Annotated in this window: 12 protein-coding genes; 8 read left to right on the forward strand and 4 right to left on the reverse strand. The window is 30.2% G+C overall.

All coding sequences use genetic code 11. The annotated features are described in order from the left end of the window. Positions 1 to 63: 63 nt before the first annotated feature. Positions 64 to 1098 (reverse strand): glycosyltransferase family 2 protein, encoded by a 1035-nt coding sequence (locus tag A9G48_RS07650; protein WP_034943377.1) that lies wholly within the window; start codon positions 1096 to 1098, stop codon positions 64 to 66. Between the two features lie 14 nt (positions 1099 to 1112). Then, entirely contained in the window at positions 1113 to 2030 is a 918-nt protein-coding gene (locus tag A9G48_RS07655) for a hypothetical protein (protein WP_034943374.1), read from the reverse strand. A 197-nt stretch (positions 2031 to 2227) separates the two neighbouring features. On the opposite strand from A9G48_RS07655, the gene rfbB reads away from it, so the two are divergent. From rfbB to rfbD, 4 genes are read left to right on the forward strand one after another with little or no spacing between them, the layout of a single operon-like run. Continuing rightward, entirely contained in the window at positions 2228 to 3292 is a 1065-nt protein-coding gene (gene rfbB, locus A9G48_RS07660) for a dTDP-glucose 4,6-dehydratase (protein WP_065576037.1), read from the forward strand. Between the two features lie 11 nt (positions 3293 to 3303). After that, positions 3304 to 4170, forward strand: coding sequence for a glucose-1-phosphate thymidylyltransferase RfbA (gene rfbA / locus A9G48_RS07665; RefSeq protein WP_034943370.1), 867 nt, complete (start codon positions 3304 to 3306; stop codon positions 4168 to 4170). Positions 4171 to 4178: 8 nt separating this feature from the next. Next, positions 4179 to 4709 (forward strand): dTDP-4-dehydrorhamnose 3,5-epimerase, encoded by a 531-nt coding sequence (gene rfbC / locus A9G48_RS07670; protein WP_034943368.1) that lies wholly within the window; start codon positions 4179 to 4181, stop codon positions 4707 to 4709. A 7-nt stretch (positions 4710 to 4716) separates the two neighbouring features. Next, the gene (rfbD, locus tag A9G48_RS07675; protein WP_034943366.1) at positions 4717 to 5583 is read left to right on the forward strand and encodes a dTDP-4-dehydrorhamnose reductase; all 867 of its coding nucleotides are present in this window, start codon (positions 4717 to 4719) and stop codon (positions 5581 to 5583) included. Here rfbD and A9G48_RS07680 read toward each other — a convergent pair. Further along, complete coding sequence (locus A9G48_RS07680; protein WP_065576038.1) at positions 5575 to 6468, reverse strand: hypothetical protein; 894 nt, start codon at positions 6466 to 6468, stop codon at positions 5575 to 5577. The genes rfbD and A9G48_RS07680 overlap by 9 nt on opposite strands. Positions 6469 to 6890: 422 nt before the next feature. On the opposite strand from A9G48_RS07680, the gene A9G48_RS07685 reads away from it, so the two are divergent. From A9G48_RS07685 to A9G48_RS07695, 3 genes are all read left to right on the forward strand, one after another. Further along, the gene (locus A9G48_RS07685) at positions 6891 to 7853 is read left to right on the forward strand and encodes a UDP-glucuronic acid decarboxylase family protein (protein WP_034943362.1); all 963 of its coding nucleotides are present in this window, start codon (positions 6891 to 6893) and stop codon (positions 7851 to 7853) included. Then, the gene (locus A9G48_RS07690; RefSeq protein WP_034943359.1) at positions 7853 to 9151 is read left to right on the forward strand and encodes a UDP-glucose dehydrogenase family protein; all 1299 of its coding nucleotides are present in this window, start codon (positions 7853 to 7855) and stop codon (positions 9149 to 9151) included. The genes A9G48_RS07685 and A9G48_RS07690 overlap by 1 nt, the downstream gene beginning before the upstream one ends. Positions 9152 to 9300: 149 nt before the next feature. Then, a complete protein-coding gene (locus A9G48_RS07695) occupies positions 9301 to 10416 on the forward strand; it encodes a glycosyltransferase family 2 protein (RefSeq protein ID WP_051825001.1) in 1116 nt (371 codons plus the stop codon). A gap of 652 nt (positions 10417 to 11068) precedes the next feature. Here A9G48_RS07695 and A9G48_RS12200 read toward each other — a convergent pair. Then, positions 11069 to 11143, reverse strand: coding sequence for an integrase core domain-containing protein (locus A9G48_RS12200; RefSeq protein ID WP_141670366.1), 75 nt, complete (start codon positions 11141 to 11143; stop codon positions 11069 to 11071). A gap of 940 nt (positions 11144 to 12083) precedes the next feature. Between A9G48_RS12200 and A9G48_RS07700 the strand changes: the two genes are divergently transcribed. Further along, positions 12084 to 13129, forward strand: a 1046-nt coding sequence (locus A9G48_RS07700) for a glycosyltransferase family 2 protein (protein ID WP_065576039.1), incomplete at its 3' end; no start/stop codon positions are given.

Raw genomic sequence — 13129 nt, forward strand, 5'->3', positions numbered from 1 at the left:
ATAAAACAAGTGAGCAATATTCGCTTGCTTTGTACTTTAAAAGGGAGCATTTTGTTATGTATATTAATTTAGTAAGGCATTTATTTTGTTATTCATGAAATTAATATCTTTATTCAAAACAGCCCTTATCAATATCATAATGTGTTTTAAAGGTATTTTCTTTCTAAAGCTATAACGTATCATATATATTATATTACTCAGCATTTTTGACTTATTTTTTATAAATAACCGTGCATAAATATGAGTATATATTTCCACTATGGGTGGTTTTTCTCTATGTAAATAATAAATATTGATATTAAAAAGATAATCGGAACGTAGAAAATTTATATATTGTGTTTTTGTCTTTGTTAATAGATTGCTTTTTTGTACGTATTTTGCGCACTTATCAATGACTTGAGCAAATAATTCAACATATTGTTTACTTATTTTTTTATTGCTGGTTAATGAGTTAGATCTTTTTCTATAATAATATAGAGGTGCTTTTGTATAATAACTCAAATTTGCAGATAACAATATATTTAATGTTATTAAGTGATCTTCGTGATTTCTTCCTTCAAATCGTACATTAAGCATTTTCTTTTTAAAAATATATTTCCAACACGCAGCTGGGTATCTTTCTTTTTCAATTAGATATGCAAATAATTCATTACCAGAGCTAAATTTGATTAAATTATTATCGTTATTATTAAATTCTAGATTTTCCAATTCTTCAAAGCGTTGGTTTTCAAAATAAAATAATTCAATAGCGCCATCAATGTTTAAAATGTTTAAAAACGTTGCAAATAAATTAGGATGTAAAATATCATCAGGATCGACGAATTGAATATATTGTCCTGTTGCTTGATTAATTCCAGCATTCCGAGCTTGGCTAACTCCTTGATTAGTTTGGTATAGATATTTCACACAGGAAAATTTTTCGGCAAATGCTTGAATAATAACAGCGGTGTCGTCAGTGGCGCCATCGTCTATACATATAATTTCTTTAGGTAGAACTGCTTGTTGAACAATGGAATTAAGACACTGTTCAATATAATTTTCAACATTATAACAAGGAATAATGATTGAAAGGTTTAGTATCGATTCTTCATTTGCCATAATAAAATATCTTTTTAAGAAGAGACATTGCTGTTAATTGGTTTGACATTTTTGTTTATGGAGGCGTATGAACGCGGATGTTCTTTTGTTATTACACATTTCAACAATTTCAAAAAGCTCTTAATACTTAACTTATCTTTTTTCTTCATTTTATATGCATAAAATAAGTTTCGGAGCACCTCAATTTTAGGGTTGCGAGCTCGATACATTCGCATTAACATTTTTGCATAAGCGATTTCAAGCCTTGCACGTTCGCTAAGTTCATTATAGGAGATTTCACAAGTCATATCATGATACATTTTTCCTATACATAAACCTTTTAACATCGCAGTTTGTGGTGTTGCATGAATTAAATCAAATAAGCGGTGATCTGTGTGATAGAAAGCAAATTTTTCATCAAAAACATAATGATGATTATCCAGCAATTTATCAATTAAGTCTTTAGATAATGCAGTGCCTGAATTGATCGTTCTAGTGTTACTTAAGTTGAATTCTCCAGGTGGTGTAACTTGCTCTCTTTGCTCAAAATCAGAAGGGAAACATTGTTTATCAATTTTTTGCTTAGGGAAAATTGCTGGGCAAACAATTGCGTAATGGCTGTTATGATAGATGTTTTGGAAGAAAGAGCAATCAATATTTGAATCTTGATCAAAAATAACGAAAAAATCATAATCCAATTTATTAATAAAATGATTATAAATTTTACTTAAAGATAGGTTTCGAACATCTTGATAAATTGATGTTGTTATTCCTTTATTTTGACTTAGCTCTAAATAATTTTTGATATCTTGTTCTTTAAGTAAATTTGGTCCATTATTCCAAACAATCATATTTAATTTAATGGATTCTAAATTTGTTTGTAAAATTGATCTTAACGTTTCAGAATCAGATAAAGCACAATTATATAGAACAGTTAATACGTTTATTCTCATGTTGATATGTTGAATAAATTAAGCAGTGGAAATTGCTAACAATATAACATATAAAGAATTACGAATACAATGGTTGTAAATTGGTGAGGAACTAGGGTATTTTTTGAAAATATTACGATTAATACCTAATTCTAAATATTGCTATTTATTAACTTTGTTATTATTATTCCTTGCATAGGATTTTAGAGGATTGATTAATGAAAGTGATTGTTACAGGGGGAGCTGGCTTTATTGGTTCTGCTGTTGTTAGATATATTATTGAACAAACTAATGATGATGTATTGGTTATTGATAAATTAACTTATGCTGGGAATTTGGAGTCATTAGATAACGTATCTGAAGATAAACGATATCGTTTCAAGCAAATCGATATTTGTGATAGAAATGCACTTGATACTGCTATATTAGAATTTTGCCCAGATGTCATTATGCACTTAGCGGCTGAAAGTCATGTTGACCGTTCAATTGATAACCCTGCTGCATTTATTGAGACCAATGTAATTGGAACTTACACGCTTTTGGAATCTACTTTAGCCTATTGGCGAACTTTAGATGAAAATAAACAAGCGAATTTCCGTTTTCATCATATTTCTACCGATGAAGTTTATGGTGATCTGCATGGAACTAATGATTTATTCACTGAAAAAACACCTTATTCGCCAAGTAGTCCATATTCGGCATCGAAAGCTTCAAGTGATCATTTAGTTCGAGCATGGAATAGAACCTTTGGTTTGCCTACAATTATCACTAATTGTTCTAATAATTATGGACCTTATCATTTTCCAGAGAAATTGATTCCATTAATGATTTTAAATGCTTTAGAGGGAAAACTTTTGCCTGTTTATGGTAATGGTCAGCAAATTAGGGATTGGTTATATGTCGAAGATCATGCAAGAGCGCTTTATCTTGTCGCTACTAAAGCAAAGATAGGCGAGACTTACAATATTGGTGGACACAATGAGCAAAAAAATATTGATGTTGTAAATCTCATTTGTGATTTGCTTGAAGAATTGTTCCCAAATAAGCCCCAAGGTATTAATCATTATAAAGACCTTATTACATATGTTACTGATAGGCCTGGTCATGATCAACGTTATGCTATTGATGCATCAAAAATATATCAAGATTTAGGTTGGAAACCGCAAGAAACTTTTGAAACGGGTATGCGTAAGACTGTTTTATGGTATTTAAAAAATAAAGATTGGTGCGAGCGTATTAAAGATGGCTCATATGTAAGATCGAGACAAGGCATTATTAAATAGTAGGTAAATTTATGAAAGGAATTGTACTTGCAGGTGGGTCAGGAACTCGCCTTTATCCTATAACTCGTGGTGTTTCTAAACAATTGTTGCCTGTTTATGATAAACCTATGATTTATTATTCTTTATCGGTGCTTATGCTTGCTGGTATTCGTGATATTTTGATTATTACTACTCCTGATGATCTACCCATGTTTCAACGATTATTAGGTGACGGTTCACGATTTGGCATTAAACTTAGTTATGCTGAACAACCTAAACCTGAAGGACTAGCTCAAGCTTTTTTAATTGGTGAAGAATTTATTCAAAAACAACGCTGTTCTTTAGTGCTGGGTGATAATTTATTCTTTGGAGAGAGTTTTGGCAAAAAATTAGCAAGAGTTGCTGCTCAAAAAAAAGGTGCAACAATTTTTGGTTATCAAGTGCTTGATCCAGAACGATTTGGCGTCGTTGATTTTGACGAAAATTTTAGAGCGTTATCCATTGAGGAAAAACCCGTCAAACCAAAATCCAATTGGGCTGTAACTGGTCTTTATTTTTATGATGAAAATGTGGTTGAAATGGCAAAACAAGTTAAACCATCTCATCGTGGTGAGTTGGAAATTACGACTCTTAATCAAATGTATTTGGATGCAGGATTGTTAAACGTTGAAATCCTAGGACGCGGTTTTGCTTGGCTTGACACAGGTACACATGACAGTTTACTTGAAGCATCATCGTTTGTTCAAGTGATAGAAAAAAGGCAAGGGCTCAAAGTAGCTTGTCTTGAAGAAATAGCTTATCGTAATGGTTGGTTAAGCGCTGAACAAGTAAAAGAAGAAGCTGTTAGTTCAGGCAAAACATTATATGGGCAATATTTAGCAAGATTGATAGAACAATAGGTGGAAAAATGGAAGTTATTGCAACGAATATTGAGGATGTAAAAATTATAAAGCCTAAAGTGTTTGGCGATGAGAGAGGTTTTTTCCTCGAAACTTTTGAGCAAAAACGTTATCAAGATATGTTAGGTATAGAACTTAATTTTGTTCAAGATAATCATTCTCGTTCACAAAAAGGGGTGTTGAGGGGATTACATTTTCAAAAACAAAATCCTCAAGGAAAACTTGTTCGAGTTGTTAGAGGTGAAGTTTTTGATGTAGCTGTCGACATTCGTAAAGATTCCCCAACTTATGGAAAATGGGTTGGTGTTACCTTAACAGAAGAAAATAAAACGCAGCTGTGGATTCCCCCTGGGCTTGCTCACGGTTTTGCTGTGTTGTCAGATATTGCTGACTTTGAATATAAATGTACTAACTATTATGATCCTAAATCAGAAGGGTGTTTATTGTGGAACGATCCAACAGTAAATATCAGATGGCCGATTTCAAATCCATTACTATCGGCAAAAGATAAGTTAGGCAAAAAACTACAGGAGTTATAGTTAATTGATGAAAGTTTTGTTAACTGGTGCTAATGGTCAATTAGGACATTGTTTTAAAGATATCTTTCCTTCAGATTGGCAATTACTTGCCACAGACAGCCAGCAATTAGATATAACTGATGACTTAGCTGTTGATAATTTTGTCGCCTTGCATAGACCAGATGCCATTGTAAATGCTGCAGCATATACTGCAGTAGATAAAGCAGAAGATGAATATGAATTAGCTTATAAAGTTAATGCAGTCGGTCCTAAGAATTTAGCAATAGTTGCCAAAAAATATCAAGCAAAACTAGTTCATGTTTCGACCGATTATGTTTTTGATGGTACCAAACGCTTCCCTTATTTAGAGGATGATTTAACCAATCCTGTTAATGTCTATGGTGAGACTAAACGAGCTGGTGAATTGTTTGTCTTAGATAATTATTCCTCTGCAATTGTAATTAGAACCTCTTGGGTTTTTAGCGAATATGGCAATAATTTTGTCAAAACAATGTTAAAACTTGGTCAAACTAGATCTGAATTAACCATTATTAATGATCAGCTAGGATGTCCAACGTATGCAGGTGATATTGCTAAAACGATTTTAAAAATGTTAATGAATGATATTCAAGGTGGCATATATCATTATTGTGGTGATAAGTATGTAAGTTGGTTCCAGTTTGCCTCTAAGATATTTGCAACAGCTAATGAATTAAATCTTATGACTAATCACAATATAATAGTAAAGCCAATTTTAACCTCAGCGTATCGAACTAAGGCTAAAAGACCGTTATATTCTGTTTTAAACATGGATAAAATAAAACAGTTAGAGATAAAAGGGTCTGATTGGAATAAAGCATTAATTGATGCGATTCCTCGCATCCATTTAGAGTAATTGATTCATTGTTAGAGGTATACAAGAACGAGGGTGTTTTTTTCTAAAAAGACATTTTACTAATTCAAGAAATTCTGAGAACGAATACTCACTTCTTGTAAATTTTCTTAATAAATATAAAAAGACATTTAACCGGCTTTTTTTATCATAAAAAATTTTATTTAATACTTTTGAATATTCCATTTCTAGTCTTCTTGTGGCACTTATTTTTTTTCTATCCTGTAAGTTAAAATCCAAAGAATGATTAATTTTCCCCACACATATCCCTTTAAATTGAGTTTGTTTTAATGCTTTTAAATCAAGGAAAAAACTGGTATCAATGGCATAAAGTGCATAACGTTCGTCGAAAACAGCTTGCTTTTTTTTGATTATATATTTTATTAATTGGTTAGATAGTGTTAATCCAGATGAGATAGACTCAATTTCTCCCATAGTAAAAACTTTTTTATCAAAAAGTTTTCGTGTTTCGTGATATATTGGGAAACATAATGAATTTTGTTCTGAAATCCATCCAGTAGAATAGATTTCAGGAACAATTACATCAAAATTATCATTCATGATAATGTTTTGGAAAAAATCATTATTTAATATTGAGTCTTGATCCAAGATAGTGAAAAAATCAAAATTTTCTTGCTTAATAAAAATGTTGTAGATTTTACTTAAAGCAATATTATGAAGGTTTTCATAGATAGAAAGGTGAATGTTTTTACTGTCACAAATGGATTTATATTGTATACATTCCTGATGATTCAGTGCTTTCGGGCCATTATTCCATATAATTACATTTAAAGTGATACCATTTTTATCTGAACTTAATAATGATTGAAAAGTTTTAGAATTTTCAATATTTGCATTGTATAAAATAATTATAGCCGTAATTTTCATTTATATAGTTAGGTGTATTTATTTTAGCGCTATTATATTCTAACTTTTTATGTTTAGGGAAGGTTGCTATATGAATTAATCAAATTGAAGGGAATCTTACCTGTTTTTTTGTAATATTGAAAAGTGAGGAGAGCTAATAAGATTACAATGAATTACAAAATAATTACAAAATATATTGTCAATAATGAGATAATATAGTTATACTTACTCGCTTGTAAAGCTAAATAATTTTTTTGTTAGGGAGAACATGAATATAGATTTATCATTGCTCACTCCATAAGTTGTAGAATTAAAAAGAAAAATATAATATTTTAATTCATATTTAGTCAAAAAATAAATCAAATCAATTTAAATTAAATATAGCAAGCTAGAAATTCGTTTTTGCTAAAAAATTATAAAGTCATTGTTATTGGAGATTATAAATGGCAAGCATTTTGGTAACAGGTGGGAGTGGTTTCCTCGGATCAAATTTGTGCATCAGACTGATTAATGAAGGAAACAAAGTAATTTGCGTGGATAATAACTATACAGGTCGAATGAAAAACTTGGCAAGTATAATCGATCACCCTAATTTTTCATTTATCAACCATGATGTTATTAATCCTATTGAAATCGATGGCTCTTTAGATGAAATTTATCATTTAGCCTGTCCAGCCTCGCCTCCTGCTTATCAGGGAAAAGCTGCCATCATGACAACAAAAACTTGTGTTTATGGGGCAATTAATCTACTTGAATTGGCAAAAGAGAAAAATGCCAAAATATTGTTATCCTCTACTTCAGAAGTTTATGGCGATCCGTTAGTTCACCCCCAAGTTGAAAGTTATCGTGGAAATGTAAACCCTAATGGCATAAGAGCTTGTTATGATGAAGGAAAACGTTGTGCAGAAAGTTTATTTTTTGATTATTATCGCGAAGAAAATGTAAAAATAAAAGTTATTCGCATTTTTAATACTTATGGCCCAAGAATGGATCCAAAAGATGGAAGAGTCGTAAGTAATTTTATTTGCCAAGCACTGCGTGGAGAAGATATTACTATTTACGGGGAAGGTACTCAAACTCGTTCATTTTGTTATGTAGATGATTTAATTGATGCAATTATCAAAATGATGAAAACTTCGGATGATTTTGTTGGACCAGTAAATACAGGTAACCCAGGTGAATTCACGATAAAAGAGTTAGCTGAAAAAGTAATAGCTAAAGTTGGTGGAACATCTAGAATTGTTTATTGTGACTTGCCTAAAGATGACCCTACTCAGCGTAAACCTGATATATCTCTAGCGAATGAAAAATTATCATGGAAACCAAAGATTGATTTAGATCATGGTTTAGACAAAACGATTGAATATTTTAAATCTGAAATAATGAATAATAGAGGTGATAAATAATGCAAATAGGTATTATTGGTACGGGATACGTAGGGTTGCCTACAGGTGTTGGACTAGCTGAATTAGGTCATAGAGTTATCTGTATTGACAGAGAACTGTCAAAAATAGAAAAATTACAAAGAGGCGAAGTTACTCTTTTTGAAGATGGTTTAGAAGAACTATTAAAGAAAAACTTAAAAAATGGAAATATTTCATTTACAACCTCTATGCAAGAAGGAGTTGCTGGGGCAGATATTGTCCTTATTGCAGTAGGAACACCTCCCCATCCAGTGACTAAAGAAGCCGATATGAAATATGTTCATGCAGCTGCTACCGAACTTGCTCAATATCTAGATGGCTATACAGTGATTGCAACTAAATCTACTGTTCCTGTTGGTACAGGTGATGATATCGAAATGTTAATTTCTAAAAGAAACCCAGAGGCAAAATTTGACGTGGTATCTTTGCCTGAATTTTTGAGAGAAGGTTTTGCGGTTTATGATTTTTTCAATCCTGATCGTATTGTAATAGGAACCAATTCAGAAAAGGCAAAAGAAATATTAACGGAGTTATATAAGCCATTTTCTGAAAAATCAAAAATTTTATTTGTGAAAAGAAGATCAAGTGAAACGATCAAATATGCTTCTAATGCATTTTTAGCGATGAAGATCCATTATATCAATGAAATGGCGGATTTTTGTGAAAAAGCACATGCTGATATAGACGAAGTAGCGAAAGGAATGGGGTTAGATTCTCGTATCGGTAATAAATTTTTAAACCCTGGACCAGGTTATGGGGGCAGCTGTTTCCCTAAAGATACTCATGCCATGCATTTTATGGCTAAGCAAAATGGTGTGGAGCTTACACTAATTGATGCGGCAATAAAAGGCAACGAAAAACGAAAACAGAATATTGCTGGAAAAATTATTGAAAAAGTAAGTAGTGTTAAAAATGCAAAAATTGCTGTATTAGGGCTGGCATTTAAAGGTGGTACGGATGATTGTCGAGAAAGTCCTGCAATGGAAATTATTGCAGAATTATTAAAAGCAGAGTTAAAAATTATTGCTTATGATCCTAAAGGAATGGGAAATGCAAAAGAGCTGCTTGACGATAAAATTTGTTATGCTGATGACATGTATTCAGTAGCTCATGGGGCAGATATTTTAGTAATTTTAACTGAATGGGATGATTTTAAAAATTACGATTTGAATCGCATAGCGTCAACGATGAGAACGAAAAATATTTTTGATGCTCGTAATCTTTTAGATTGTGATCTTGCTAATAAGCTTGGTTTTTCATATTTTAGAATAGGGAAATAAATCAAAACTATATTAGCAATAAGGTAGGATTGATATGAGCGTTCTTGTAGTAGAGCGATTAATTAACATTATAAATTTATTATCTTGAATAACTTTATTTATGGGTATACAGCGGCTAGTTTAACTAATTTGAATATTATGAGGTTCTAATGTCATTAGATATATCAATTATTGTACCTGTTTATAATTGTGATAAATATTTGAAAAAAAGTATTGATAGTTTATTAAATCAAACTATAGATAACATAGAAATCATCTGTATCGATGATGGATCTACTGATGAGTCGCTTAACATTTTAAAGGATTATGCTAGTAAACATTCTCATATCGTTTTGTTAAGCCAAGAAAATCAAGGTCCAGCAATTGCTAGAAATAGAGGACTAGCTATTGCACAAGGTGAATACATCATGTTTTGCGATAGCGATGATTGGTATGAACCAACTATGTGTGAAAAAATGTTGGAAACAATAAGACTAAAAAATGTCGATATGGTTATGTGTGATTGCAATATTGTAAAGTATGACAAATCATATGATGTGCGTGATGATGATATTAATTATCATAAACTAAATATTTTTGGATATCACACGTTGACTTTTGAACTGAGGCATAAAGTTAGTAGTGTCCTTTGGAATAAGATCTTCAAAAAAAGTATTATTGATAAATTTAATATTGATTTTCCATCTGGTTATTATCATGACGATGTGGCGTTTATTTTACAATATCTTTGTTCGTCAAAAAATTTGTATGCAATTGATTGTAATCTATATAATTATGTATTTCGAAGCAATTCGATAATGCATCAAACTTATTTTACACCAAATCATGAAAAAAAATTATTTGATGTAATTGATGCAATGAAATATTTTTATTCTAAATTAGTTGAAAATAATAATTTGGTTGGTAATAAAAAGCTTTTTATAACAAAGTTAGTTTCAGTGATTCAATGGGTATTAAAATATAATAACAATGAAGAGAAAATGGTTTATTTTTTAAATTATTGTAATGAGAAACTGATTTTTGATTTAGATCTAGATATTTTCCCTGAAAGTAATGAACGTTATTACATAAATATGGTAAAAGATAAAAATTATGATTTCTTCAGAAAGCTACATAATATTCAAAAAGAAAATAATGTATCCAGTCAGAAAGAGATTAAGAAAATAGCTAAAGTTAACAAAATGATTTTTGGTAAAATATTAGTTATCATTCGTAGTTATTTGCTTTTTCCATATTATATTTATCGAATATATAAAAAATTATAAAAATTTTTTAAAAAGCAATTTAGGAGCTGTTTATCTTTAAAAAGGCATAAAGTTGTTGTTATAATTTAATTTCTCCAAAAATTAACAATAACAATGCTTTATGCCTAGAACAATATTAATAATATACATTTGAAAAAAATCATCAAAATTGATTCTAAATACAGGTCTAATTTACAATAAACGAGCACATTGCAACACACTGGAAGTATAATTTATAGCGAATGCGAGTTTGTCACTGTGCAATATATCCCAAGGAAATTTTGAGGGCTAGAACATCATGGTTTGCCAACGTTTTAATTTCTGACAAAAAAGGGCTTATTGGCACAATTGATAATAATACAGTTCACTAGGTTTAGTAAGTAGTAAAACAGAAAATACCCAATTATTTATACTCCATGGTTAAAATAATCTTCTAAAAACTCATAAGGCGTTTTTTCCAAAACTGCTTTATGTGGTTTAACTGTAAATACTCCATTTTTAGTCCAAAACTAACGTAGAAAATTATGTTGATTATTTTAGTGACTATATTCAATAGGGATCATATTATTTAATACCTCATGGGATCTTTAAGTATTATAAATGGCGAGTGATTCTTCGGTCATTCTCCCAGCTTGTTCTAGGTTGTTAAAAAATACAAATCTAACACATCGGTTCAGTAAGTCTGGTTAAATCGTTCATTGTAATCATTTTGATATGGGCTATCAGGCTCAATATAATCAATGGTGATACTTTAAGGTTTTGCCCAAGAGGTAAAGATTCTTCCAGTAAATTCAGGTTCATTATTGCCCCATATTTTGATTATATCACCGATGATATCAGTCAATTTATCTAGATAATAGGTAAATTCTACCAACCGATAATTTGACAGCAATGCCAATGAATCCCTAATGCTTCTCGGTTGAAATTATTGATGACGTTGAAAGTTCTAATATAACGTTGATTTTGACTACTATCATTCATAAAATCCATTGATCAACATTTACCTTATTTATTGAAGAGCGTTCACTTTTTCTGGTGCTAATAGTGGGATACGCTTTTACGCTTTATTTTGAGGTTAAATTTTAACTCACAATATACCCAATAAATACGGCTATGCTTCCATTTATAGCCTAGCTTTCAGATATACAATGAAAATATTTAGGCCCCCAGGTAAATGTTTTTCATCTATATATTGTTCAATATCAAAATAATCGTTGAGTTATCTAGTAAGTTAAGTTGTAGTAAGCACTACCACTTAATCCATCAATAGAACAACTTATGGTAATTAAGATATATTTAGTAACTTGTAGCTCTTTTGCTGATGTTTTTCGTCTTTGGTGGGAGCTAGCTTGTTTATGATTTTCTCATGAAGCTGTGATTTTAAATTTAACTCAACAAGCTTGATTAAGCTTCCGATATTTTGCTTCAAATTATTTTAAAAGTTTGTTATCTGAGTTTTCCATACTGTTATATTTTTCTCTCTATTTATAAAAGGCGGAATTACTCATGCCATATTTTCGGCAAAGCTCTTTAACTGGAATATCTACTTTGAGCTGTACTATTTTATGGGATAGCTATATAAAAAATACAAAGAAAAAATTAAAATAAGAAATTTCTTGGTTTTATCGTATAATAAAAAATTTACGTTAGAAAAAATTTTTCTCTATCAGTTATATTGTGAGGAATAGATGTTACCTGATATATCAATTATTATACCTGTATACAACTGTGATAAATTTATTAAAAAGTGCATTGATAGTTTATTAAATCAAACTTTTAAAAACATTGAAATTATATGCGTTAATGATGGTTCTAAAGATAATTCTTTAACTATATTGAATAGTTTTTCACAAAAAGATAAACGCATAATTGTTATTGATCAAGAAAATAGTGGGCCTGCAGAAGCAAGAAACAAAGGATTAAAAAAATCTTGTGGTGAATTCATTATGTTTTGTGATAGTGATGATTGGTACGAGCCAACAATGTGTGAAAAAATGTTGGAAACTATTCAATCTAAAAGTGTTGATTTAGCCATATGTAATTGTAATGTTGTCAAAGATGAACAAAAATATGATTTGCGTGATAATGATATTGATTATCATAAGCTAACTTATTATGGTCTTCATTCATTAACTTTTCCTTTTAAAACTAGAGTTAATAGTGTTCTTTGGAATAAAATTTTTAAAAGAAGTATTATTGAAAAATATAATATAGCCTTTCCTTCAGGTTATTATCATGATGATATGGCATTTGTATTGCAATATCTTTGTTGTGCAAAAACGATTTATGCTATTGATGTTCATCTTTATAATTATTTACTTCGAAGTGATTCTATAATGCATAAAACATATTTTTCAGCTAAAGATAGGAAAAAGATGTTTGATGCAATAGATGTAATGAAATATTTATTATTAAGGCTTTCAGATAATAATTTATTAAATGATAATAAGACTTATTTTATTGTAATATTATCAGGATTAATAAAATGGGTAATAGGGATGTGTAACAGTAAGGAAGAAATTATTTTCTTTTTAAATTATTGTAATGAAACCATATTATTTGATTTGGATCTTGATTGTTTTCCTGATATTGAAAATAAAGTTCCTCTACTGAATATAAAGGATAAATACTACCAGCCTTTTTATCAAGAAGATAATAAAAAGAAAAAAAAGAAACCCGTCAAAAAATTTATCAAAAAAGTATTAACTTTTAGTTTTTCTTATTTTCTTTTTCC

This window comes from Gilliamella sp. wkB18 (assembly GCF_001690875.1).
GTDB classification, from domain to species: Bacteria; Pseudomonadota; Gammaproteobacteria; order Enterobacterales; family Orbaceae; genus Gilliamella; species Gilliamella apicola_A.